This is a genomic window from Pseudomonas brassicacearum subsp. neoaurantiaca (assembly GCF_013608025.1).
Lineage (GTDB): Bacteria > Pseudomonadota > Gammaproteobacteria > Pseudomonadales > Pseudomonadaceae > Aquipseudomonas.
This window is the reverse complement of the sequence record NZ_VDLV01000003.1, coordinates 1-24,977: the sequence shown is the minus strand read 5'-3', so window position 1 is coordinate 24,977 and position 24,977 is coordinate 1. Positions and strand designations below refer to the sequence as shown.

Sequence of the window (24,977 nt, the reverse complement as noted above, 5' to 3'; positions counted from 1 at the left end):
TCTTTGCATGACCACGCGCTTGCGTGGCGAGGGAGCTTGCTCCCGCTCGGCTGCGAAGCAGTCGTCGATTTGCGAGCCCTTTGCCTTACTTTGAGACCGATGGGGACCGCTTCGCGGTCCAGCGGGAGCAAGCTCCCTCGCCACAAAGGCACTTTCGCCACGGTGTCCGGCAGAACATCAGCTTAAAACCACCAACCGATTCGGCAATTCGTTACGCGCATGGGTCACCGGCACGTGCTCCTTGAGCAATTCGCCGCAGGCCTCGATGCACGTCACGAAACCCTGCAACGTCTGCCCTTGGCGAACCTGCTGGGTGAATGCCGCGACAATCGCATCCCAATGTGTATTGTCGAGTCGCTTGGAAATGCCCTCGTCCACCAGTATCTCCACATAGCGCTCGGCCTCGCAGACGAAGATCAGCATGCCGGTGCTGCCCACGGTGTGGTGCAGGTTCTGTTCGAGAAACTGCCGGCGGGCCAGGTTGGAAGCCCGCCAGTGGCGTACGGAACGAGGAATCAGGTGCGTGGTGATGCGAGGGATGCGAAACACCAGGCACAACACGATGAAACTGGCCCACTGGACCCACAGCAGACTGTGCAGGGTCAGCCAGCCCGTCAGGTACTGCAGGGCGCCGGGAACCACCAGCGCCAGCAAGCTGGCCCAGAGCAACGGGATGTAGGCGTAGTCATCGGCGCGGGCAGCAAGCACCGTGACCAGTTCGGCGTCGGTGTCGCGCTCGACCTGGGCGATGGCCTCGGCCACTTTGCGTTGTTCGTGTTCAGTCAGTAATGCCATGTTTAAAAAAGCCCGCTCATTATTGTTGTCACCAGCCGCCCGACGAACCGCCGCCACCGAAACTGCCGCCACCGCCGCTGAAGCCACCGCCTCCGCTGCTGCCGCCACCTCCGCCACTGGAATAGCCACCGCCACTGGACCCACCACCGCTGGGCAGGATACCGAGCATCTGGCAGACGAATACCGTCAGGATAAAAAGCATAACCAGGAAGATGAACAGGCCTGGATGGCGCTCGACGAAATCCTTCTCGTCCGGCCCACCCGCGCTGTATGCGGCAGCCGGTTCATCGAGGGAACTGCCGCCCAGGACCACGAGCATCGCCGCCACGCCGTCACTGATGCCCTTGTTGAAATTGCCCGTCTTGAACGCCGGGGTGATTACCTGATTGATGATCACCGAACTCTGGGCGTCAGTCAGACGATCCTCCAGGCCATAACCCACTTCGATGCGCAGTTTACGATCATCGCGGGCGACGATCAGCAGCGCGCCGTTGTTTTTGTCTTTCTGCCCGATGCCCCAGTGGCGGCCCAATTGATAGCCGAAGTCTTCGATGCTGGCGCCCTGTAGGTTGGCCAGCGTGACGACGACCACCTGTTCGCCGGTGGCCTGCTCATGGGCCTTGAGTTGCGCATCGAGTTGCGTTCGGACCGACGGGTCGAGCAGTTGGGCGGCGTCCACCACCCGCCCGGTCAATGCCGGAAATTTCAACTCGGCCTGGGCCGTGATGGCAAAGACCCAGAGCAGCAGCACCAGGCCAAATTTCAACACTCGCATCAGAACTCCTGTGTGGGAGCGAGCTTGCTCGCGATAGCGGTGGATCAGTTTGCATCAATGCTGGATGTGTGGCCGCCATCGCGAGCAAGCTCGCTCCCACAGTTTTTTCAGAACTTCACTTCAGGCGCTTTTTCGGCATTCGGGCTGGTGGCCTCGAAGGTTTCGCGGATCGGCAAGTCGCTGTACATCACGCTGTGCCACAGGCGACCGGGGAAGGTGCGGATCTCGGTGTTGTACTTCTGCACCGCCAGGATGAAGTCACGGCGGGCCACGGCGATGCGGTTCTCGGTGCCTTCGAGCTGGGATTGCAACGCCAGGAAATTCTGGTTGGCCTTGAGGTCCGGATAACGCTCGACCACCACCATCAGCCGGCTCAATGCGCCGCTCAGCTGGTCCTGGGCCTGCTGGAACTGCTTGAGTTTTTCCGGGTTGTCCAAGGTGCTGGCGTCCACCTGGATCGACGTGGCCTTGGCCCGCGCCTCGACCACTGCGGTCAGGGTTTCCTGCTCGTGCCGGGCGTAGCCCTTGACGGTTTCCACCAGGTTGGGAATCAGGTCGGCGCGGCGCTGATACTGGTTCTGCACCTGGCCCCAAGCGGCCTTGGCCTGTTCGTCCAGGGTCGGGATGTTGTTGATGCCGCAACCGGCCAACAACGTGGTGAGCAGCATCAGCGCCAGCATCGGCAGGCTGCGAAGGTGATTCAGTCGAGGATTCATCGGATATAGCGCTCCCTTGCATGACATAGGAAAACCCGGCCACCTATCCCGCCGACGTCTGGGGCATAATCTGCCGCCGCGCTGGATTGAAACGGGCCGATGGGCTAAAAGATGCGCAGTGCGAAACTAAGTTCAGCCCAATGGGTTCGAAAGTGTGCTGCATTTAACTGAACAACAATAGCCGCTCCTCACATTTTGGCTGACCGGCGTGGTGTGATCCCCGCCCTTTAGGCTTGCGAGAAAATTATTCATGAAGAAGCTGTGTTTGCTGGGCCTGTTTGTCAGTCTGGCCAGTCAATCCGTATTAGCCGACAACCTGCCAGCCCCCATAGAGAACAAGGATGCGTTCATCAGTAACCTGATGAAGCAAATGACCCTCGAAGAGAAGATCGGCCAATTGCGCCTGATCAGCATCGGCCCGGAAATGCCCCGGGAGATGATTCGCAAGGAAATCGCCGCTGGAAGAATCGGAGGTACATTCAACTCCGTCACTCGTGCAGAAAACCGGCCTATGCAGGACGCTGCCCAACTCAGTCGCCTGAAAATCCCGATGTTTTTTGCCTATGACGTCATCCATGGGCAACGCACCATTTTCCCTATCAGTCTGGCGCTGGCGTCCAGTTGGGATATGGATGCCATTGGCCTGAGTGCACGGATCGCCGCGAAAGAAGCCAGTGCCGATGGTTTGGACATGACGTTCGCCCCAATGGTCGACATCGCTCGTGACCCTCGTTGGGGTCGGACTTCAGAAGGATTCGGCGAAGATACTTACCTTGTCTCGCGTATAGCCAAAGTCATGGTCGAAGGGTTACAAGGTTCATCCCCCAGCGCTCCAGATAGAGTCATGGCGAGCGTTAAGCATTTTGCCCTGTATGGCGCCGTTGAAGGAGGCCGAGACTACAACATCGTCGACATGAGTCCTGTCCGGATGTATCAGGACTACTTGCCTCCTTACCGAGCAGCCATTGATGCAGGGGCAGGCGGTGTCATGGTTGCGCTTAACTCTATCAACGGCATTCCCGCCACCTCCAACACCTGGTTAATGCAGGATCTACTGCGCAAGGAGTGGAAATTCAAGGGGCTTACCGTTAGCGATCACGGGGCGATCACCGAACTGATCCGGCACGGCGTCGCCAGGGATAACCGCGAGGCAGCCAAGCTGGCGATCAAGGCCGGTATCGATATGAGCATGAATGACCAAGTCTACGGTACCGAATTGCCAGGATTATTAGCCTCTGGTGAAATTTCCCAAAATGACATAGATAACGCCGTGCGCGAGGTATTGGGCGCTAAGTACGATATGGGATTGTTCGCCGCACCGTACCAGCGCATTGGCAAAATAGAAGACGATCCAACAGACAACAACGCCGAAAATCGTCTGCATCGGGCAGAAGCCAGAGAAATTGCCCGAAAAAGCCTCGTGCTGCTGAAAAATCACCAACAGGCACTGCCGCTCAAAAAGCAAGGCACCATCGCGGTAATCGGCCCGCTCGCAAAAAGTAAGATCGATATGTTGGGCAGTTGGTCTGGCGCAGGGCAACCGAAGCAAGCGGTAACTGTTTATGACGGGATCGCAAGCGCGATAGATGGAAAGGCCAAATTACTCTACGCTCGTGGCAGCAACATCATTGACAACCCTAAAGTCGCGGCCTACCTCAACCACATCATCTATGATCGACCCGAAGTCGAGATTGACCCTAGATCCTCGGCGCAAATGATTGAAGAAGCGGTCAAGACCGCGCAACAGGCCGATGTCATTGTCGCCGTGGTAGGTGAAGCACGCGGCATGTCGCACGAGTCTTCAAGCCGTACAAGCCTTGAATTACCAGGGCATCAAAGTGAGTTGATAAACGCCCTCAAAGGTACCGGAAAGCAGTTGGTATTGGTCCTGATGAACGGTCGGCCACTCTCCATTGGCAAAGAGCATGAGCAATCGGATGCTGTCCTCGAAACGTGGTATGCAGGTACGGAAGGAGGCAACGCGATTGCCGATGTGCTATTCGGCGACTACAACCCATCAGGAAAACTTCCTATCAGTTTCCCGCGCTCAGTCGGCCAGATCCCGACTTACTATAATGCGTTGCAGATTGGTCGCCCCTTCAAAGCCGGGGCAGCGGCCAACTATACTTCGCAATATTTTGAAGAAGACGTTGGCCCGCTCTACCCGTTCGGCTACGGCCTGAGCTACACCGAGTTCAGCCTGTCGGACATGGCCCTGTCGTCGACCACGCTGAACAAGACCGGCAAGCTCGATGCCAGCGTGACGCTGGAAAACACGGGTAAGCGTGACGGTGAAACCGTGGTGCAGCTGTACATCCAGGACGTGACCGGTTCGATCATTCGCCCGGTGAAGGAACTGAAGAACTTCCGCAAGGTGATGCTCAAGGCCGGCGAGAAGAAAGTCATCCACTTCACCATCACCGAAGACGACCTGAAGTTCTTCAATGCCCAGCTCAAGTACGCCGCGGAACCGGGCAAGTTCAACGTACAGATCGGCCTGGACTCCCAGGACGTGAAGCAGCAGAGTTTTGAGTTGCTCTGATCCAGCAACACCGCAATACCCTGTGGGAGCGAGCTTGCTCGCGATGAGGCCCCATCAGTCACCGCATCATCGACTGTCAGGCCGCTATCGCGAGCAAGCTCGCTCCCACATTGTTTTGCGGTGGATGGTTAACCCCGCCGATCCAACAGGTTCACCACCACCCGATCCACCAACCCCCACACCCGCTGCTTGAAGCGCTTCCACAGCGGCCGGCGCTGCCACGCGTCGAGGCTCACTTGCAGGCTCTGCTCGAAGTCCCGTTCAAAACTAGCCGCCACGGCCTTGCTCAGCCCGGAGTCCAGTGCCTCCAGATTGGCTTCCAGGTTGAAACGCAGGTTCCAGTGATCGAAATTGCAGGAACCAATGCTGACCCAATCGTCCACCAACACCATCTTCAGATGCAGGAAACACGGCTGGTATTCGAAAATCTGCACGCCGGCCTTGAGCAGTCGTGGGTAGTAACGGTGCCCGGCGTAACGCACGGACGGGTGATCGGTGCGCGGGCCGGTCAGCAGCAGCCGCACGTCGATGCCGCGGGCGGCGGCCTTGCGCAAGGAGCGGCGCACGTTCCAGGTCGGAAGGAAATATGGCGTCGCCATCCAGATGCGTTTCTGGCCACTGTTCAATGCCCGGGACAGCGATTGCAAAATGTCGCGATGCTGGCGGGCGTCGGCATACGCCACCCGGCCCATGCCCTCGCCCACCGGCGGGACGCGAGGCAGGCGCGGCAAGCCGAAGTTGGAGGCTGGTTTCCAGGCCCGCCGATGACGGTTGGCGAGCCACTGGCGGTCAAACAGCAACTGCCAGTCGAGCACCAGCGGGCCGACGATTTCCACCATCACTTCGTGCCAGTCACTGCGGTCGTCGAGGGGGTTCCAGAATTCATCGGTCACCCCGGTGCCGCCGACCACGGCCAGGCGTTGGTCCACCAACAGCAGCTTGCGGTGATCGCGGTAGAGGTTGCGCACCCAGCGGCGCCAGCTCAGGCGATTGTAGAAACGCAACTCCACCCCAGCCTCGGTCAGGCGCTTGCGCAGGGCCAGGGTGAACGCCAGGCTGCCGTAGTCATCGAACAGGCAGCGCACGCGAACGCCGCGCCCGGCGGCCTGGACCAGTGCCTGGACCATCGCCTCGGCGCAGGCCCCCGCCTCCACCAGGTACAGTTCCAACTCGACCTGTTCCTGGGCTCGGGCGATCTCCACCAGCATGCGCGGGAAAAACTGCGGTCCATCGATCAGCAATTCGAAGCGATTGCCTTCGCGCCAAGGAAATACCGGGCCGCTCATGTCAGCGCGCCGTGAAGATCAGCACCGCATTCACCGGCACCGATAGGCTGATGGCCGACAATCCGGCCAGGTGGCGCAGCTTTTCCAGACCCGGCGCCAGATCGAAATCCGCCGCGTTGAGCACGACTGGCTCCAGGGTCACGACCTGGAAGCGGCGCTCGTCCAGGCGCGTCGCCAGTAGTTGAACGTTGTATTCGTGCTGCTTGCCATGCAAATCCACCGTCACCGGCAGGCGCAGTTCCAGTTGCGCGCCATTGGCCAAATCCTGGATCGGTATCAGGTCGAGCTGCGCAGTGATGGTGGCCTCGGCGAACTGCTTGATTTCAAACAGCTCGGCGCGCATGCGCTCGTCCCGCAGGGGAATGCCGCTATTGATGGATTCGAGTTCGACCTCCAGTCGCGCAAGGCCCTTGGGCTGGACTTGGCCGTGCAGCACGAGGAAACGCTGGACCTCGGAGACATTGCCGTTTTTGCTACTGATAAAAGAGAGCCTCGACGACTCGCCGTCCAGGTACCAATCGGCCTCGGCCGGCAGCGCGGCGCAGGCCAGCAGCAAGGTGGTGACAACGTGGGAGAAAGACCGCTTGAACATACAGACTCGGGGGGCAGATAAACCTGTGGCGAACCTTAACCGGGCCGAGGGCGCTTGCAAACTGTCTGTTTCACAACATCCGTGCTGCCCACATAACCCGGTGGCGAGGGAGCTTGCTCCCGCTGGGCTGCGAAGCAGCCCCAAGATCGCGGCTGATTGAAAAATTTGCGAGCGCTGCGCACTCGAGCGGGAGCAAGCTCCCTCGCCACGAAAGCAGCCCGTAAACTTCAGGGTTCCAACCGACACCCCTGCCGCTCCCCCATCCACCGCGCACTGTGGCTGCGCCCCAAGCCGCTGACGGTGACGCGCTTGGCTTCAGGTGTGTCGAGAAAGTCGTTGGTGGGCACCGACTGCTTCACATAACCCCGGCAATATTCGGCCGGCTGCTGCATCACATAGCGACACGAGCAGTATTCCTTGGCGGTATAGGCGCTGATGATGTCGGGAAATGCACGCAACGCCTCCCGCTCTTTCCAGACCCAACCGAACAAGGCAACCAGCAGCACCGCCATCAAGGTAAGCGACACTTTGCGCATCATGGCTGCACCGTCCCGGCGAACGCCGCCATGGCCCGCTTGAGCAATTCGTTGTGGCGATAGCTGCCGTCGCGGTCATCGCCGTAGCGCACGATCACCAACCTGGCGCTGGGAATGACGTACAGCGCCTGGCCCCAATGGCCCAGGGCGGCGAAGGTATCCGGTGGCGCGTCCGGCCACGGACGGATCGTTGGGTCAGCGGCGCGATTGAGCCACCAGTGTCCGCCAGGCACGGCCTCGTCCTGACCAGCCTGGAAGCGGGCGAACGGCTCACGATTGAACGCAACCCATTCCCGGGGAATCAATTGCCGATCGCCCCAACGGCCATCCTGTTGCATCAACAGGCCGACACGCGCCAGGTCCCGCGCCGTGAGATAGGCATAGGACGAACCGACGAACGTGCCGCTGGCGTCGGTTTCCCAGGTCGCGTGACGGATGCCCAAAGGATCAAACAGGGCCGTCCACGGGTAATCGGCATAGCCCGCCGGACCGACGATATTTTTCAGCGCCGCCGCCAGCAGATTGCTGTCGCCGCTGGAATAGCGGAACGCCTGCCCGGGCGGGCTGAAGCTGCCGTGCGTGGCGGTGAACGCCGCCATGTCGTGGCGTCCGCGGGTATAGAGCATCGCCACGACCGAAGAGTTGAGCGGCGCGTATTCGTAGTCTTCTTGCCAGTCCAGGCCGGACGCCCAATGAAACAGATCGGCCAGGGTCATGCCCGGGTGTCGCTGCAGCGGTGGATAGTACCGGGCGGCCGGATCATCCAGGGCAAAGCGTTTTTCACCGTAGGCCACGCCGAACACTGTCGCCAGCAGGCTTTTGCTGATGGACCAGGTCAGGTGCGGGGTCTGTGCGTCAGTCGGTCCGGCATAGCGTTCGTAGACCAGCCGACCGTCCTGGATCACCAGCAGCGCGTCGGTGCGAATGCCTTGGCGGGTGGCGTCGTCCCTTGGCGCAAAGGCGTATTGCTCCAGGGCTTCGATGGCCGGCCCGGTGGGGGTCGGGCCGGTCGGCCATTGCTCGGCGGGCCAGTCTTCGGCCTGGGCGGTCAGGTTGAGCAGCAATAGCGGGATCAGGAACCAGCCTTTGGACATTCGCGGGGCTCGCAGGATTGAACCTTCAGAGCCTATTCAGACTTGATGACAATTTCGAGGCGTGTGTGGCCCCCTGTGGGAGCGAGCTTGCTCGCGATAGCAGAGTGTCAGCTAAGCATATGGCGACTGACAAACAGCTATCGCGAGCAAGCTCGCTCCCACAGGGGGCAGCCGCTTGAGGGGCTACCCCAACGCCTTGTCCAACCGCTTGGCCCGCGCCCCCGCCGCAATGTCCATCACCGCCTTGTCACGCCCCCACATCTCACGCCACGGCGCAGGTCCACCGGCCAAGGCGTCGTTCAGTTCGGCTTCGAGCCCTTGGAACTGGGCGAACAGGCCACCCAGCAGCACATGCGTGGCCGCGCTCGAAGGATTGTGGCGGCTCGCCTCCGCGCACCCGGCGAGCAGCGCCAACAGGCGCAGTCGCAACGCCTGGGGCCAGGCGCATTCTTGCCCGACGCCATACAACCATGCAGTCATCGCGCTGAGCACATAAAGGTCTTCCAGGGTACGAAACGGTTTGACGTAGGCGTCCCAGCCATCACCCGCCAGCAATTCGCACAGCGCGCCCTCCAACAGCACCCGACCATGGCTGATCTCCGGCATGAAGGGCAGGCCCGGGAGTTTTTCGAGCACCACGCCCGGTTCGCCTGCGTAGGCCACCGCCAGGCTCAATCGCGGGCGCTCCTCTTCCGGCGCCTCGCTTCGGGCCGCGACCAACAACCACTCGGCAGCGTCGCCCGCGGTGACGAAATCCTTGCGCCCGCTCAGCCGCAAATCGATCAGGCGCGTCTGCATATCCGCCGGTCGCAGGCTGCGCTGCTCAGTGGCACACAACGCGCCGAGGCTTTGCGGCGCGCTCGGCCAAAGCGCCCGTAGCGCCGCCTCGTAGCCCACCAGAAACGCCAACCCCGGCGTGGCCATCAACCGCGCCCCGACCACGGCCAACTCGAATGGCGTGACCGGTCCCAGGCGGTGCAACAACGCGGCATAACCTTCAGCCAGATCCACCCAGGCAGGCAGCCGCTCGCTGCGTTCGATCAGGGTTTGCCAAGGCATGAAGGGGCTCCTTTCGTGGGCTGTCATATAAGCATCACCAAAGCTTCATGGCGATGACACCGGGGCTACATAGCCTGACTTTGCACAACATGGCTGCATAAAGAAAGTCGATTGGCTCAACCCAAGACGGGTAGACAGCCCGCACGGAGACTCGCTATGACCCAGATCGCCCGCATCCGCGACACCGGCAATGAACGCCGCCTGCAAGCCGAACGCCTGATCGGCGCAAAGGCCTTGCAAGAAGCACAGGCCCTGCGCTTCAACGTCTTCAGCGGCGAATTCAACGCCAAGCTCAAAGGCGCGGAAATGGGTCTGGACATGGATGACTACGATGTTCACTGCGCCCACATCGGCGTACGCGACCTGAACACCGGCCGCCTCGTGGCAACCACCCGGCTGCTCGACCACCAGGCCGCCAGCAGCCTGGGACGTTTCTACAGCGAAGAAGAATTCGCCCTCCACGGCCTGGTCCATCTGCAAGGCCCGATCCTGGAAATCGGCCGTACCTGCGTCGACCCGGCCTACCGCAACGGCGGCACTATCGCGGTGCTCTGGGGCGAACTGGCCGAAGTCCTCAATGAAGGCGGCTACAGCTACTTGATGGGTTGCGCGAGCATCCCGATGCAGGACGGCGGCATCCAGGCCCAGGCGATCATGCAGCGCCTGCGCGAACGCTACCTCTGCACCGAACACCTGCAAGCAGTGCCGAAAAAACCCTTGCCGAGCCTGGACGTACCGTCCAACGTCATCGCCGAAATGCCGCCGTTGCTCAAGGCCTACATGCGCCTGGGCGCAAAGATCTGCGGCGAGCCGTGCTGGGACGAAGACTTCCAAGTGGCCGACGTGTTCATCCTGCTCAAGCGCGACGAACTCTGCCCGCGCTACGCCCGTCACTTCAAGGCTGCGGTCTGATGAGCCGGTTGCGGGTGTACGCGCGTATCGCGCGAGTATTGCTGGTGGTGGCGCTGGGCCTGGGCATGGCCAGCGTGTTCGGCCTGTTCGAACGCCTGGGAATCGCCAACTCCATGGTCCGTCGCCAACGCTGGTCGCGATTTTTCATGACGCGATTGACCAATGCCCTGCCCTTTTCGGTGACGGTCCACGGCCAACTGCCCCGCCAGCCGATGTTGTGGGTCAGCAACCATGTGTCCTGGACCGATATTCCGCTGCTGGGCATGCTCACGCCGCTGTCGTTCCTGTCCAAGGCCGAAGTGCGCACCTGGCCGGTGGCCGGATGGCTGGCCGCCAAGGCCGGCAGCCTGTTCATCCGTCGCGGTTCGGGCGACAGCCAACTGATCCGCAAGCAGATGAGCCGTCATCTTGAACAGGCTCATCCGCTGTTGATGTTCCCGGAAGGCACCACCACCGATGGCCGTTCGCTGCGCACCTTTCACGGTCGCCTGTTGTCGGCGGCCATCGATGCCGACGTGGCCCTGCAGCCGGTGGCGATCCGTTACCTGCGCAACGGCGAACCGGATTCGCTGGCCCCATTCATTGGCGATGATGATTTGCTGTCGCACCTGATGCGGCTGTTTGCCAACGATCGCGGCGACGTGGAAATCCATCTGCTGGAACCGATTGCCTGCCACGGCCAGGAGCGTGCGGCGCTGGCGTTCCAGGCGCAGCAGGCGGTGCACCGGGCGCTGTTCGGCGAAATGCCTGAGAAGCAGCCAGTGCCGGTGCGGCCGGCGGCGATTGCGGCTTGAACCGGATATCTACGCAGCCCCCCCTTGTGGGAGCGAGCTTGCTCGCGATAGCGGCCTAACATTCAGCAGATGCGCTGGCTGATACACCGCTATCGCGAGCAAGCTCGCTCCCACAATTAGTCCTGTGGCGTGACTTGGGTTTGGGCGAAATCCTGAAGCTGCGGATAGAACAACCGAAAATCCTCGCTCAACGGCTCATAGAGCTTGACCAGTTCCGCCATCGCCCCCGCCAGCTCCTCCGGCCGCGACAAGCGCCGGGAAATGCCTCGCAGCACCTGCCCGATCACCTCGAATTGCTGATATGACCCCAACCAGTCATCCGCTGCCATGAACGGTGCAATGTGCGCCAGGCGTCCCGGCAGTTGCGGTTCGGCGGCCAGGACCTGGTAGACCCGGGAGGTGAAGTCCATCAGCGGCCCCTCACCGTACAGCGTCCAATCCCGGGCCAGGCAATGGTCGAAAAACACGTCCAGCACGATCCCGGCATAACGCCGCCGCACCGTGGAGAAACGCGACAAGGCGATGTCCACCAACGGGTGGCGATCGGTGTACATGTCGATGCGTCGATGCAGGGCAATCGCCGCTTCGATCCGTGGGTCGAATTGCCCTTGCAGCGGCCCTTTGACGAAGTCGCCATAAAGACTGCCGAGCAGTTGTTCCCGGCCAGGGCCGCCGAGGTGCAGGTGCGCGAGGTAGTTCATGGCGGGCAGCTTAGCACCACCGCGCCCATATCGTTATAACCCGATATAGCGATTTGTTCGGGGTTCAGATCAAATACATATTGGTATATCGCGAAATAACGATTTAAGGTTCGCCTCATCGCGATATAGCGTTTTACTCACCCGAGCCTGCCACCATGACCCTCGACCTCGACGAAATAATAAAAGCCCTGGCGCACCCAGTACGGCGAGACATCCTCAACTGGCTCAAGGACCCCAAGGTTCAGTTTCCCGAGCAGTTGCACAACCATGAATTCGGCATTTGTGCCGGTCAGATCGACCAGCGTTGCGGCCTGTCGCAATCTACGGTCTCCGCGCATCTGGCGGTGCTGCAACGGGCCGGGTTGATCACCAGCCAGAAGGTCGGTCAGTGGCACTTCTTCAAACGCAACGAGGAACTGATCCAGCAGTTTCTCCAGCAAATGAGCCAAGAGCTCTGACCTGACAAGGATTCGACATGCCCCTTTCCCTCTTCATCCTGGCGCTGAGCGCCTTCGCCATCGGCACGACGGAATTCGTCATCATGGGCCTGTTGCCCGATGTGGCGGCGGACCTCGGCGTATCGATTCCCGGCGCCGGCTGGCTGGTCACCGGCTACGCCCTGGGCGTGGCCATCGGTGCGCCGTTCATGGCCCTGGCCACCGCGCGGCTGCCGCGCAAGGCCGCGCTGGTGGCGCTGATGGGGATCTTCATCGTTGGCAACCTGCTCTGCGCCGTCGCCAGCGACTACAACGTGCTGATGTTTGCGCGGGTCGTCACCGCCCTGTGCCACGGTGCGTTCTTCGGCATCGGTTCGGTGGTCGCCGCCGGCCTGGTGGCGCCGAACAAGCGTGCCTCGGCCGTGGCCCTGATGTTCACCGGCCTGACCCTGGCCAACGTGCTTGGCGTACCGCTGGGCACCGCGCTGGGCCAGCAAGCCGCCTGGCGTTCGACCTTCTGGGCGGTAACGATCATCGGCGTAGTCGCCCTGATCGGCCTGATCCGCTTCCTGCCGGCCAAGCGCGACGAGGAAAAACTCGACATGCGTTCGGAGCTGGTGGCACTCAAGGGAGCAGGCCTGTGGCTGTCGTTGAGCATGACCGCGCTGTTCTCCGCCTCGGTGTTCACCCTGTTTACCTACGTCGCCCCGCTGCTGGGTGAAGTGACCGGCGTATCGCCCCGTGGCGTGACGTGGACCCTGGTGCTGATCGGCCTTGGCCTGACACTGGGCAACATCATCGGCGGCAAGCTGGCGGACAAGAGCCTGGCGAACACGCTGATGGGTGTTTTCCTGACCATGGCGGTGGTGTCCACCGTGTTGAGCTGGACCAGCGTGGCGTTGATCCCGACCGAGATCACCTTATTCCTCTGGGCCACCGCCTGTTTTGCCGCGGTGCCGGCACTGCAGGTCAACGTGGTGACCTTCGGCAAAGACGCACCCAACCTGGTGTCCACCCTGAACATCGGCGCCTTCAACATCGGCAATGCCCTGGGCGCCTGGGTCGGCGGCAGCGTCATCGACCACGGCCTGGGCCTGACGTCCGTGCCCCTGGCCGCGGGCGCGCTGGCCGTGCTGGCGCTGCTGGTCACCCTGATCACTTTCCGCCAGGGCGGCAATGCCGACCTGGCCCCTGCCACTCACTGACTTTTAATCCTTCACTTGCGAGGTTGTATTTCATGGCGACAATTTTCGACCCCATCAAACTTGGCGACATCGAGCTGAAGAACCGCATCATCATGGCCCCGCTCACTCGCTGCCGTGCTGACGCAGGCCGTGTACCCAACGCCTTGATGGCCGAGTACTACGTGCAACGCGCATCCGCCGGCCTGATCCTCAGCGAAGCCACGTCGGTGACGCCGATGGGCGTAGGTTACCCGGACACGCCAGGCATCTGGTCCAACGATCAGGTCCGCGGCTGGGCCAACGTGACCAAGGCCATCCATGGCGCTGGCGGCAAGATCTTCCTGCAGCTCTGGCACGTGGGCCGGATCTCCCACCCGTCCTACCTGGACGGCGAGCTTCCTGTGGCGCCGAGCGCCATCCAGCCCAAGGGCCACGTGAGCCTGGTGCGTCCGCTGGCCGACTATCCGACGCCGCGCGCATTGGAAACCGCTGAAATCGCCGACATCGTCGATGCCTACCGCGTCGGTGCGGAAAACGCCAAGGCCGCCGGTTTCGATGGCGTGGAGATCCATGGCGCCAACGGCTACCTGCTCGACCAATTCCTGCAAAGCAGCACCAACCAGCGCACCGATCAATACGGCGGTTCCCTGGAAAACCGGGCTCGCCTGCTGCTGGAAGTGACCGACGCCGCCATCGAAGTCTGGGGTGCCGGCCGCGTGGGGGTGCACCTCGCACCGCGCGCCGACTCCCACGACATGGGCGACGAGAACCGCCTGGAAACCTTCAGCTACGTTGCCAGCGAGCTGGGCAAGCGTGGCATCGCGTTTATCTGCTCTCGCGAGAAAGAAGGCGAAGACAGCATCGGCCCGCAGCTCAAGCAAGCCTTCGGCGGCCCATACATCGCCAACGAACGCTTCACCAAAGAGAGTGCCAATGCCTGGCTGGCAGAAGGCAAGGCTGACGCCGTGGCGTTTGGCGTGCCGTTCATCGCCAACCCTGACCTGCCTGCACGCTTGAAAGCCGACGCGCCATTGAACGAGCCGCATCCAGAGACGTTCTATGGAAAAGGTCCGGTGGGCTACATCGATTACCCAGTGATGTAAGTTGCAAAAAACACAAAAAGCCCTGCCTTGAAAGAGCCAGGGCTTTTTTATATACGCGCCAAATATCCAGTCAAACATCCAAACTTCTAAATCCCTCTAACTATCCATACTATCGCCAACAACAAGACAACACGTCTTGCCCGCTTGCAATCACTCTCTTTGAAAAGGATTTCAAATGAACACCACCCCGGAAAACAGTCAACAGGCCCACAACGGTATTTACGAACTCATCGCTTCTCAATTCAGTTGGGCACCGTTGGCCGTGTTGTACCAATTCCTCAAATCACTCGATACGCAAGAATATATGCCGATGCTCACGGCGCTGATAGAGAAGGCGAACCTGAATGACAAGGTCAACGAGCAGGTTAAAGCCTGGGAACAGGAACGCATCAACCCTAACCGCACCCGCATCATCGTAAAGTTGATCAACCATACCGACTTGGACTTTGATACTGGCGAATGCACGCTGCAGTTGAACGCGGGTGAGCAATACCCCTCACAGATACTTCCCTGGGATATCCAGGCTTGGAAGTTCGACCTGGCTTATACCCGGCGACTGGGCAGTCGCAGTAAGGACATATTCAAACATTACATTGTGTTCGGCGATGAAGCGCTTGGCTTTCGCTTTGACTTCGGTTTGCGCGTCAATACGTCCTTCGGTGTTATTTCACCGACACTGACCCCCATCCAGACTCACAAACTGACCTCGATTGGAACGAGCCCGATCCAATGCACGACACAAATCACTCGCACAGTAAGTGAAGACCCTTATGGCTTTACTGTGGAACTCAAGCTGAGCTGAAAAAATACAGCCTCGCCAGGACAGTCTGGCGGGGCATCGGCCGGTCCGTTCGGAGCAGATTCTGACCGCACATTCACCAGCGCGAAACAAATTCCCTACAAAATTCGCCGTCGATTGCCTATCAACCGCGCCAACGTCGGTTTATAAAAGCACTCTTGAGCGCAGCGTTGACACAAACCGACGTAATTACGCATTTTGTTTCATTTGCGCAGGCTAGGGCTCAGGTGCAGCATGTCCAGCCCGATCTCCACCCAGCGCGCGGCATCATCCGCCAGGGCGAAGCTGTCGGGGGCCAGCAGCCACTGGTACAGAATGCCATCGATGTAGGCATGAATGGCGACTGCCGCCCTTTCAGGGTCCAGATCATCCGGCAACTGCCCGCGTTTCATCGCATTGCGCAACGACAGGGCGATGCGCACATTGCAGTCAAGGCTGACCTCGCGTCGCTGCTGGCGCAAATCGCACATTTCATCGGTGAACTCACACTTATGGAACAGGATCTCATTAATGCGTCGGGTCTTCGGGTCCAAAGCCACTTGCTGGAACAACCGGACCAACAGCTTGCGGATACAGCCCAGCGGATCGAGCTCCTCTTCACTCTCACTGGCGCGGGCCAGCTCATCGAGCGGTTCATGCAACGTATCGAGCATGGCCTGGAGCAAGTCCGCCTTGTTGCTGAAATGCCAGTAGATGGCGCCCCGCGTCACACCGGCAAGCGTCGCGATGTCAGCCAACGTGGTGCGCGCCACGCCTCTTTCGAAAAACGCTTTTTCGGCCGCTTCGAGTATCTGGCTGCGAGTCTCCAGAGCCTCCTCTTTGGTACGACGGACCATGGCAGTTAACACCTCAATCAGGATGCATAAGCGATGCGTAAGGTTCAGCATGACAATCCGTGAGGCAGTGCCCGTCGAAATGCGTCCCCGATTCGCATCGGCCTTTGTAAGGCTTTTGTAAATACGGATGGTACGCAATTTGGCTGTTTACAAACAACCGTGTACGTAAGTATATTTCTTAGCATCCTACTAATTGAATTACCGCTGCTTTTTTACCTTTCCACCTTTCGAGTGCGCTCGTTGCGCGCCTGGACCCGAGGATTTCCATGCAATTCAAGCCAGCTGTTACTGCTCTGGTTACCGCCATCGCCCTGGCATCGCTGCTTAGCGGATGCAAAAAGGAAGAGGCTGCACCTGCTCCTCCCCCTCCTCAGGTCGGCGTCGTAACCCTCAAGACCCAGCCCTTTACCCTGACCTCCGAACTGCCGGGCCGCACCAGTGCGTTCCGCGTCGCGGAAGTACGGCCACAGGTCAACGGCATCATTCTCAAGCGTTTGTTCAAGGAAGGCGCCGACGTCAAGGCCGGCCAGCAGTTGTATCAGATCGATCCAGCCGTTTATGAAGCGACCCTCAAGAGCGCCGAGGCCAACCTGCGCTCCACCAAGTCGATTGCCGATCGCTACCAGCAACTGGTCAACGAACAGGCCGTAAGCCGGCAGGAATACGACACCGCCGTGGCCAATCGCCTGGAGTCGGAAGCCAATCTGCAGACCGCCCAGATCAACGTGCGCTACACCAAGGTCTATGCGCCGATTTCCGGTCGCATAGGACGCTCCTCGGTCACTGAAGGTGCGCTGGTGAGCAATGGCCAGACCGATGCCCTGGCAACCATCCAGCAACTGGACCCGATCTACGTTGACGTGACGCAGAGCTCGGTGGAACTGCTGCAACTGCGCCGCGAGCTGGAAAGCGGCCGCCTGCAAAAGGCAGGCGACAATGCCGCCATGGTCAAGCTGACGCTGGAAGACGGCAGCCAGTATCCCCACGAAGGCAAACTTGAATTCTCCGAAGTCTCGGTCGACCAGACCACCGGCTCCGTGACCTTGCGTGCCGTGTTCCCCAACCCTGACCACACCTTGCTGCCGGGCATGTTCGTCCACGCACAATTGCAGGCCGGTGTGAACAGCGCGGCAATCCTCGCACCGCAACAAGGCGTGACCCGCGACCTCAAGGGCATGCCGACCGCGATGGTGGTGGGCGCCGACAACAAGGTCGAGCTGCGCCAGCTCAAGGCCAGCCGCACCGTCGGCAACCAGTGGCTGATCGAAGACGGCCTCAAGGCAGGTGATCGCCTGATCACCGAAGGGTTGCAGTACGTGCGGCCAGGTGTGGAAGTCAAGGCCACCGAAGCCACCAACGTTGGTGCCAAGAACCCGGCCCCCGCCCAGGCAGCTGACAAAGCCGCCGGCGGCAAAGGGGAGTAAACCATGTCGAAATTTTTTATCGACCGTCCGATCTTTGCCTGGGTAATCGCCCTGGTGATCATGCTGGTCGGTGCCCTGTCGATCCTCAAGTTGCCGATCAACCAATACCCGAGCATCGCGCCACCGGCCATTGCGATCCAGGTCACCTACCCGGGTGCGTCCGCGCAAACCGTGCAAGACACCGTAGTGCAGGTCATCGAGCAGCAGCTCAACGGCATCGACAACCTGCGTTACGTGTCGTCGGAAAGTAACTCCGACGGCAGCATGACCATCACCGCGACCTTCGAGCAGGGCACCAGCTCCGATACCGCGCAGGTCCAGGTCCAGAACAAATTGAACCTGGCCACCCCGCTGCTGCCGCAAGAAGTGCAGCAACAGGGTATCCGCGTGACCAAGGCCGTGAAGAACTTCCTGATGGTGATCGGCGTGGTCTCGCGTGACGGCAGCATGACCAAGGACGACTTGGCCAACTACATCGTGTCCAACCTGCAAGACCCGATCTCGCGTACCGCCGGTGTCGGTGACTTCCAGGTCTTCGGTGCCCAGTACGCCATGCGGATCTGGCTCGACCCGGCCAAGTTGAACAATTTCAACCTGACTCCGGTGGACGTGAAGAACGCCATTGCCGCGCAAAACGTCCAGGTCTCGTCCGGCCAGCTCGGCGGCTTGCCTGCCCTGCCCGGCCAACAACTGAACGCCACCATCATCGGCAAGACCCGTTTGCAGACCGCCGAGCAGTTCAAGGCGATCCTGCTCAAGGTCAACCCGGACGGCTCGCAAGTGCGTGTCGGCGACGTCGCCGATGTCGGACTGGGCGGTGAGAACTACAGTGTCAGCGCCCAGTTCAACGGCGCCCCGGCGTCGGGCCTGGCGGTCAAGCTGGCCAACGGTGCCAACGCCCTCGACACGGCCAAGGCGCTACGCAAGACCATCGACGGCCTCAAGCCGTTCTTCCCGCAAGGCGTGGAAGTGGTGTTCCCGTACGACACCACGCCAGTGGTGAGCGAGTCGATCAAGGGTGTGGTGGAAACCCTGGTCGAAGCAGTCGCGCTGGTGTTCCTGGTGATGTTCCTGTTCCTGCAGAACTTCCGCGCCACCATCATCACCACGATGACGGTGCCGGTGGTGTTGCTGGGTACCTTCGGCATCCTCGCGGCGGCCGGCTTCAGCATCAACACCCTGACCATGTTCGGCATGGTGCTGGCCATCGGCTTGCTGGTGGACGACGCCATCGTCGTGGTGGAAAACGTCGAACGGGTGATGAGCGAAGAAGGCTTGTCACCCAAGGAAGCCACCAAGAAATCCATGGGCCAGATCCAGGGTGCGTTGGTGGGTATCGCGCTGGTGCTGTCGGCGGTGCTGTTGCCGATGGCGTTCTTCAGCGGTTCCACTGGCGTGATCTACAAGCAATTCTCCATCACCATCGTCTCGGCCATGGCTCTGTCGGTGCTGGTCGCCTTGATCTTCACCCCGGCCCTGTGCGCCACCATGCTCAAGCCGATCCCAAAGGGTGAGCACGGCACGCCGAAACGCGGCTTCTTCGGCTGGTTCAACCGCAACTTCGACCGCGGCGTTCGCAGCTACGAGCGTGGCGTGGGCAACATGCTCAGGCACAAGGCCCCGTACCTGTTGGCCTACGTCATTATCGTGGTTGGCATGGTCTGGCTGTTCACCCGCATCCCGACGGCGTTCCTGCCGGAAGAAGACCAGGGCGTGCTGTTTGCCCAAGTGCAGACACCGGCCGGTTCCAGCGCCGAGCGCACCCAGGTGGTGGTGGACAAGATGCGTGAGTTCCTGCTGCGTCCAAGCAAGGATGGCGGCGAAGGCGATGCCGTGGCCTCGGTGTTCACCGTGACCGGCTTCAACTTCGCCGGTCGTGGCCAGAGCTCAGGCATGGCCTTCATCATGCTCAGGCCGTGGGAGGAGCGTAACGCCGACAACAGCGTGTTCAAGCTTGCTGCCCGTGCCCAGCAGCACTTCTTCACCTTCCGCGACGCGATGGTGTTCGCCTTCGCCCCGCCGGCCGTACTGGAACTGGGTAACGCCACCGGTTTCGACGTGTTCCTGCAAGACCGCGCCGGCATCGGTCACGACAAGCTGATGGAAGCCCGAAACCAGTTCCTGGGGATGGCTTCGCAAAGCAAGATCCTCTCCCAGGTGCGCCCGAACGGCCTGAACGACGAGCCGCAATACCAGCTGGAAATCGACGACGAGAAGGCCAGCGCGCTGGGCATCACCTTGTCGGACATCAACAACACCCTGTCGATTGCCCTTGGCAGTAGCTACGTGAACGACTTCATCGACCGTGGCCGGGTGAAAAAAGTGTACGTGCAAGGTCAGCCTGGCGCTCGCATGAGCCCCGAAGACTTGAAGAAGTGGTACGTGCGCAACAGCGCCGGGACCATGGTGCCGTTCACCGCCTTCGCCAAGGGTGAATGGGTCTACGGCTCGCCGAAGCTGGCGCGCTACAACGGCGTCGAAGCGATGGAAATCCTCGGCGCCCCGGCCCCAGGCTATTCCACTGGTGAAGCCATGGCTGAAGTCGAAGCCATCGCCAAGAAGCTGCCGGCCGGTGTCGGTATTTCCTGGACGGGCCTGTCCTACGAGGAACGCTTGTCGGGTTCCCAAGCGCCAGCGCTGTATGCCCTGTCGCTGCTGATGGTGTTCCTGTGCCTCGCGGCACTGTATGAAAGTTGGTCGATTCCGATCGCGGTCATGCTCGTGGTGCCGCTGGGGATCATCGGGGCGCTGATGGCGACCAGCCTGCGCGGCCTGTCCAACGACGTGTACTTCCAGGTGGGCTTGCTGACGACCATCGGCCTGGCGGCGAAAAACGCCATTCTGATCGTCGAGTTCGCCAAGGAACTCCACGAACAGGGCCGAACCCTGGTGGAAGCCGCCATCGAAGCCTGTAGGATGCGTCTGCGGCCGATCATCATGACGTCCCTGGCGTTCGTCCTCGGCGTCGTTCCGCTGGCCATCTCCACCGGCGCCGGCTCGGGCAGCCAGCACGCCATCGGTACCGGCGTGATTGGCGGTATGCTCACCGCGACGATCCTGGCAATCTTCTGGGTACCCTTGTTCTTTGTGACGGTGTCGTCCATCGGTCGTCGGAAAAATATCGACCAGGACAACACTCCTGAAACTTCTAAAGAGGCTGGCCAATGAGCAAGTCGCTACTTTCCCTGACCATCGCCGCCGTCGTGCTCAGCGGTTGCTCGCTGATCCCCGACTATCAGCGGCCCGAAGCACCGGTCGCGGCGCAATACCCGCAAGGCCCGGCCTACGAGCCGGCCAATGCGCCCGGCCAGGCCGCCGCCGAGCAAGGCTGGAAGCAATTTTTCCATGACCCGGCGTTGCAACAGCTGATCCAGGTCGCCCTGGAAAACAACCGCGACCTGCGCGTCGCCGCGTTGAACATCGACGCCTACGCGGCGCAGTACCGTATCCAGCGCGCGGACCTGTTCCCGGCGGTCTCGGCCACCGGCTCCGGCAGCCGCCAGCGGGTACCGGCACGGGCCTCGCAAACCGGTGAAGCAGCGATCAGCAGTTCCTATTCGGCGACCTTGGGCATCAGTGCCTATGAACTGGATTTGTTCGGCCGCGTCCGCAGCCTGAGCGAGCAGGCGTTGCAAAGCTACTTCGCCACCGAAGAAGCCCGCCGCAGCACCCAGATCAGCCTGGTGGCCAACGTCGCCAACGCCTACCTGACCTGGCAGGCCGACAAGGAACTGCTCAAGCTGACCCAGGAAACCCTGGGCACCTATGAGCAGAGCCTGAAGCTAACCTCGCGCAGCGCCGAAGTCGGCGTCGCTTCGGCCCTGGACCTCAGCCAGGCCCGCACCGCGGTGGAAAACGCCCGCGTGCAACTGGCCCGCTACACCCGCCAGGTGGCCCAAGACGAAAACAGCCTGACCCTGCTGCTGGGCACCGGCCTGCCGGCCAACCTGCGCACCCAACCGTTGAGTGATGACCTGCTCAGCGAAGTGCCGGCCGGTTTGCCGTCGGACCTGTTGCAACGTCGTCCGGACATCCTCCAGGCCGAACGCAACCTGCTCGCCGCCAACGCCAACATCGGCGCCGCGCGGGCCGCGTTCTTCCCGAGCATCAGCCTGACGGCCAACGCCGGAACCCTGAGCCCGGACTTGTCCGGTCTGTTCAAGGGCGGTTCGGGCACTTGGACCTTCGCGCCGCAGATCAACCTGCCGATCTTCAATGCCGGCAGCCTGCGGGCGAGCCTGGATTACGCCAAGATCCAGAAAGACATCAATGTCGCGCAGTACGAGAAGTCGATTCAGACCGCGTTCCAGGAAGTCTCCGACGGCCTGGCCGCGCGCCAGACCTACAACGAACAGTTGCAGGCCCAGACCGACTTCGTCGCCGCCAACCAGGATTACTACCGCCTGGCCGAGCGTCGCTACCGCATCGGCGTCGACAGCAACCTGACCTTCCTCGACGCCCAGCGCCAGTTGTTCAGCGCGCAACAGTCGCTGATCACCGACCGCCTTGCGCAACTGACCAGCGAGGTCAATTTGTACAAGGCCCTGGGCGGTGGCTGGAATGCCGAGACGGGCAAGAACGAACCGGTGGCGGAGGAAGCGCCGGAGACGAAGTTGTTCTGATCTGACGTCTGAAAACACGAAGCCCACCGAAAGGTGGGCTTTTTGTTTTTAAGGATTAATAAATATCCGAGTTCGACACACAACCCTGTGGCGAGGGGATTTATCCCCGCGGGGTTGCGCAGCGACCCCAAAGGCCCGATGCGAAATCTGACGAACCGAGGTGGCGGGCGTATGAGGGGCTGCTACGCAGCCCAACGGGGATAAATCCCCTCGCCACAATACGGTCCGATTAGGCTAACGGGGATCGACGATATCCAGCGCTCGATTGGCCAGCAACTCGCTCAAGTCAATCATCTGCGCCACACCTAGCGCGACATGCCGCCGCGAGCCTTCCAGATCGAACGCCAGGTCGTTGAGCATGGCATTGGCCGAGGCCAGGGTTTCGCTGAGATTTGCCAGAAGGCACTCGGTGTCGAGGGTATCGATGACGGTGAACACTTGAGCGGTTGAGGCCTTGGGTTTGGAGGCGGGAGTAATGCCCAGATGGTAATCGAGTGCTCGGTCCGCGGCTTCTTGGAGTTTTTGTGGATCGGGGTCGTTGTAGGGGAAGGTGGATTCCGATGGTGAAGAAGGATGATGTTTTTTCATAACGGCGCTCCTGAATCAATTGGAGCCCGAGACGTGGGTCCGGGCGCTGGCGCCTAACGAATTCGGCGGGCTTGCAGTCCCGGTCGCTGAGTTGGCAGCGACATGAACAAGCTAGAGATATCGCTTCCGAGCGGCAACCCTAAAACCTCGTCGGAAAAGTCGTCGCGTCTGTCAGACCGGCCACAAATCTTGTGGGAGCGAGCTTGCTCGCGATGGCGGTCTTACGGCTGACCAGGACTTTGTTGATCGGGTACATATCCATTCCTGCGGTAACGGCCGCTTAGGGTTTCGCCCTTACGGCGAGTCACTTTCGAAAAGCCCGGAAGCCGGCCCAGTCGAAAGTAACCAAAGCGCTCCTGCCCCACCACTCGGTGCCTCGCCTAGGCTCGGCATGCCCGCACTCCGGCCTTGCTCCGTGGGCCCGCCGCGATGGGCCATCCATGGCCCTGCGCGGCTACCTCGGCATCCATGCCGAGGTGCCCACTCCACAACGCCTGCGTGCGGCCATCGTGGTTAAAGGGGCGCCCGAGATCAACGTCCACCACGAGGCGGCCTAGTAGCCGACCTGATTCTGGTTGTGGATCGTGTTTCTCCTGTGGGAGCGAGCCTGAACTCGCGATGGCGGTGGGTTAGCTTGCATCGAATGTGCGAAGCCTTCCCCCCAAGGAAATACTTTTTTCTTAAGGCAGATAGTGGCCCCGTGGCGAGGGAGCTTGCTCCCGCTCGGCTGCGTAGCAGTCGTAAAAAACCACCCTACAGTTTTCCCGATACACCTTGCTGGTTTTGGGGCTGCTGCGCAGCCCAGCGGGAGCAAGCTCCCTCGCCACGGGGGACATCGTTTTCCTTAAGTGCCGCATTCAATGAAAATGTCGAATGCGCAATGTCTCTCGAAGAACAAGGTGCTCCAACAGAAAGAACGCGTTCACCTAGAGCCAGGTCGGCTCTAAGGCCGCCTCGTGGCGGACGTTGATCTCGGCGCCCCGTTAAACCACGATGGCCGAACGCAGGTCTTGCGCAGTGGGCAACCCGGCAAGGATGCCGGGTTAGCCGCGCAGGGCCATGGATGGCCCATCGCGGCGGGCCCACGGAGCAAGGCCGGAGTGAGGGCATGCCGAGCCTAGGCGAGGCACCGAGTGGTGGGGCATGAGCGCTTTGGTTACTTTCGACTGGGCCGGCTTCCGGGCTTTTCGAAAGTGACCCGCCGTAAGGGCGGAACCATAAGTAGCCGTTACCGCCAAAATGGATATGTACCTAGTCAACAAGAGCAAGGTCAGCTGACAGGCCGCCATCGCGAGCAAGCTCGCTCCCACAGGGAACCGCATTCATCCAATCAGTCGTTTTGCCGTTCGATAATCGCCCAGAACCCGAAAATCGCAATTGAACCGATCCCAAGCCGCCCTCCACCATCGCCCACACTAAACCAATAACAACAGGTTCGATGCCATGTCCCCACGCCCTGCACCGTCCGGCTGATCCTCGGTCGCTTCAACAACCTGGCCCCACCGTACCGTTCGCAACCAAAAGATGCGGCAACAGCTCGCTTCGTCCACAAAAAATAAGAGACAACGCCCATGAAGCCCACACAGCACCTGCTCCCCAGCCTCATCGCCGTCGCCCTGAGCAGCACCGCCCTGCCCGTCCTGGCGGCGGAATCGGGGTCTGTCGAAGACGCCAAGGCCACGCTGAACCTGCGCAACTTCTACTTCAACCGCAACTTCACCAACGACAACGCCACCCAGGGCAAAGCCGAAGAGTGGACCCAGAGTTTCATCCTCGATGCCAAGTCCGGTTTCACCCAGGGCGTGGTCGGTTTCGGCGTGGACGTGCTGGGGACCTACTCGATCAAGCTCGACGGCGGCAAAGGCACTGCCGGCACCCAATTGCTGCCGGTGCACGACGACGGCCGCCCGGCCGACGACTTCGGTCGTTTGGGTGTGGCCTTGAAAGCCAAGGTTTCCAAGACTGAGCTGAAGGTCGGCGAATGGATGCCGGTATTGCCGATCCTGCGTTCCGACGACGGTCGTTCCCTGCCGCAAACCTTCCGTGGTGGCCAGGTGACCTCCACCGAGATCAACGGCTTGACGCTTTATGGCGGCCAGTTCCGCGCCAACAGCCCGCGTAACGACGCGAGCATGGAAGACATGTCGATGAACGGCCGCGGTGCCTTCACCTCCGACCGTTT

Annotated in this window: 22 protein-coding genes; 11 read left to right on the top strand and 11 right to left on the bottom strand. The window is 60.9% G+C overall.

Annotated elements, in window-relative coordinates:
* Nucleotides 1-177: 177 nt before the first annotated feature.
* From FHK92_RS02075 to FHK92_RS02065, 3 genes are all read right to left on the bottom strand, one after another.
* Complete coding sequence (locus tag FHK92_RS02075; RefSeq protein WP_181286598.1) at nt 178-795, bottom strand: TPM domain-containing protein; 618 nt, start codon at nt 793-795, stop codon at nt 178-180.
* A 28-nt stretch (nt 796-823) separates the two neighbouring features.
* Nucleotides 824-1,570 carry a TPM domain-containing protein gene (locus FHK92_RS02070; RefSeq protein ID WP_181286597.1) on the bottom strand — a complete coding sequence of 249 codons (747 nt, stop codon included), beginning with the start codon at nt 1,568-1,570 and terminating at the stop codon, nt 824-826.
* A 107-nt stretch (nt 1,571-1,677) separates the two neighbouring features.
* Nucleotides 1,678-2,286: a LemA family protein gene (locus FHK92_RS02065; protein ID WP_181286596.1), complete on the bottom strand. Its 609-nt coding sequence runs from the start codon at nt 2,284-2,286 to the stop codon at nt 1,678-1,680.
* Between the two features lie 250 nt (nt 2,287-2,536).
* Between FHK92_RS02065 and bglX the strand changes: the two genes are divergently transcribed.
* Nucleotides 2,537-4,828 carry a beta-glucosidase BglX gene (gene bglX, locus FHK92_RS02060; RefSeq protein WP_181286595.1) on the top strand — a complete coding sequence of 764 codons (2,292 nt, stop codon included), beginning with the start codon at nt 2,537-2,539 and terminating at the stop codon, nt 4,826-4,828.
* A gap of 128 nt (nt 4,829-4,956) precedes the next feature.
* Here the strand turns inward: bglX and FHK92_RS02055 are convergent, their stop codons facing one another.
* The 5 genes from FHK92_RS02055 to FHK92_RS02035 all read right to left on the bottom strand — a co-directional run bounded on the left by FHK92_RS02055 (nt 4,957) and on the right by FHK92_RS02035 (nt 9,395).
* Nucleotides 4,957-6,114 (bottom strand): phospholipase D-like domain-containing protein, encoded by a 1,158-nt coding sequence (locus FHK92_RS02055; RefSeq protein WP_181286594.1) that lies wholly within the window; start codon nt 6,112-6,114, stop codon nt 4,957-4,959.
* Nucleotide 6,115: 1 nt separating this feature from the next.
* A complete protein-coding gene (locus FHK92_RS02050) occupies nt 6,116-6,706 on the bottom strand; it encodes a YceI family protein (RefSeq protein ID WP_181286593.1) in 591 nt (196 codons plus the stop codon).
* A 227-nt stretch (nt 6,707-6,933) separates the two neighbouring features.
* Nucleotides 6,934-7,245 carry an amidase gene (locus tag FHK92_RS02045; protein ID WP_181286592.1) on the bottom strand — a complete coding sequence of 104 codons (312 nt, stop codon included), beginning with the start codon at nt 7,243-7,245 and terminating at the stop codon, nt 6,934-6,936.
* Nucleotides 7,242-8,336, bottom strand: a complete 1,095-nt coding sequence (locus FHK92_RS02040) for a serine hydrolase domain-containing protein (RefSeq protein WP_181286591.1) — start codon at nt 8,334-8,336, stop codon at nt 7,242-7,244. The genes FHK92_RS02045 and FHK92_RS02040 overlap by 4 nt, the downstream gene beginning before the upstream one ends.
* 183 nt (nt 8,337-8,519) lie before the next feature.
* Nucleotides 8,520-9,395: an acyl-CoA dehydrogenase gene (locus FHK92_RS02035; RefSeq protein WP_181286590.1), complete on the bottom strand. Its 876-nt coding sequence runs from the start codon at nt 9,393-9,395 to the stop codon at nt 8,520-8,522.
* A gap of 156 nt (nt 9,396-9,551) precedes the next feature.
* On the opposite strand from FHK92_RS02035, the gene olsB reads away from it, so the two are divergent.
* Together olsB and FHK92_RS02025 are read left to right on the top strand one after the other, a co-directional pair.
* The gene (gene olsB / locus FHK92_RS02030; protein ID WP_181286589.1) at nt 9,552-10,307 is read left to right on the top strand and encodes an L-ornithine N(alpha)-acyltransferase; all 756 of its coding nucleotides are present in this window, start codon (nt 9,552-9,554) and stop codon (nt 10,305-10,307) included.
* Nucleotides 10,307-11,101 (top strand): lysophospholipid acyltransferase family protein, encoded by a 795-nt coding sequence (locus FHK92_RS02025; RefSeq protein WP_181286588.1) that lies wholly within the window; start codon nt 10,307-10,309, stop codon nt 11,099-11,101. Before olsB ends, FHK92_RS02025 begins: the two co-directional genes overlap by 1 nt.
* Before the next feature lie 116 nt (nt 11,102-11,217).
* Here FHK92_RS02025 and FHK92_RS02020 read toward each other — a convergent pair whose 3' ends face one another.
* Nucleotides 11,218-11,802 carry an acyl carrier protein phosphodiesterase gene (locus FHK92_RS02020; protein WP_181286587.1) on the bottom strand — a complete coding sequence of 195 codons (585 nt, stop codon included), beginning with the start codon at nt 11,800-11,802 and terminating at the stop codon, nt 11,218-11,220.
* 155 nt (nt 11,803-11,957) lie between these two features.
* Between FHK92_RS02020 and FHK92_RS02015 the strand changes: the two genes are divergently transcribed.
* From FHK92_RS02015 to FHK92_RS02000, 4 genes are all read left to right on the top strand, one after another.
* Nucleotides 11,958-12,260, top strand: a complete 303-nt coding sequence (locus FHK92_RS02015; protein WP_042730869.1) for an ArsR/SmtB family transcription factor — start codon at nt 11,958-11,960, stop codon at nt 12,258-12,260.
* 17 nt (nt 12,261-12,277) lie between these two features.
* On the top strand, nt 12,278-13,444 hold the full coding sequence (locus FHK92_RS02010) for an MFS transporter (RefSeq protein WP_181286586.1): 1,167 nt from the start codon (nt 12,278-12,280) through the stop codon (nt 13,442-13,444).
* Nucleotides 13,445-13,476: 32 nt separating this feature from the next.
* On the top strand, nt 13,477-14,526 hold the full coding sequence (locus tag FHK92_RS02005; protein ID WP_181286585.1) for an alkene reductase: 1,050 nt from the start codon (nt 13,477-13,479) through the stop codon (nt 14,524-14,526).
* A 175-nt stretch (nt 14,527-14,701) separates the two neighbouring features.
* Nucleotides 14,702-15,328 (top strand): hypothetical protein, encoded by a 627-nt coding sequence (locus FHK92_RS02000; RefSeq protein WP_181286584.1) that lies wholly within the window; start codon nt 14,702-14,704, stop codon nt 15,326-15,328.
* Nucleotides 15,329-15,528: 200 nt separating this feature from the next.
* Here FHK92_RS02000 and FHK92_RS01995 read toward each other — a convergent pair whose 3' ends face one another.
* Nucleotides 15,529-16,161 (bottom strand): TetR family transcriptional regulator, encoded by a 633-nt coding sequence (locus tag FHK92_RS01995; RefSeq protein ID WP_181286583.1) that lies wholly within the window; start codon nt 16,159-16,161, stop codon nt 15,529-15,531.
* Between the two features lie 266 nt (nt 16,162-16,427).
* Between FHK92_RS01995 and FHK92_RS01990 the strand changes: the two genes are divergently transcribed.
* The 3 genes from FHK92_RS01990 to adeC are packed head-to-tail and all read left to right on the top strand — an operon-like array spanning nt 16,428 to nt 22,207.
* Complete coding sequence (locus FHK92_RS01990; RefSeq protein WP_030142283.1) at nt 16,428-17,585, top strand: efflux RND transporter periplasmic adaptor subunit; 1,158 nt, start codon at nt 16,428-16,430, stop codon at nt 17,583-17,585.
* A gap of 3 nt (nt 17,586-17,588) precedes the next feature.
* Complete coding sequence (gene emhB / locus FHK92_RS01985; RefSeq protein WP_181286582.1) at nt 17,589-20,753, top strand: efflux RND transporter permease subunit EmhB; 3,165 nt, start codon at nt 17,589-17,591, stop codon at nt 20,751-20,753.
* A complete protein-coding gene (gene adeC, locus FHK92_RS01980) occupies nt 20,750-22,207 on the top strand; it encodes an AdeC/AdeK/OprM family multidrug efflux complex outer membrane factor (protein ID WP_181286581.1) in 1,458 nt (485 codons plus the stop codon). The genes emhB and adeC overlap by 4 nt, the downstream gene beginning before the upstream one ends.
* A gap of 234 nt (nt 22,208-22,441) precedes the next feature.
* Here adeC and FHK92_RS01975 read toward each other — a convergent pair whose 3' ends face one another.
* Complete coding sequence (locus FHK92_RS01975; protein WP_181286580.1) at nt 22,442-22,795, bottom strand: DUF6124 family protein; 354 nt, start codon at nt 22,793-22,795, stop codon at nt 22,442-22,444.
* Between the two features lie 1,571 nt (nt 22,796-24,366).
* Between FHK92_RS01975 and FHK92_RS01970 the strand changes: the two genes are divergently transcribed.
* Nucleotides 24,367-24,977: OprD family outer membrane porin (locus FHK92_RS01970; protein ID WP_181286579.1), on the top strand; the 611-nt coding region annotated here is incomplete at its 3' end.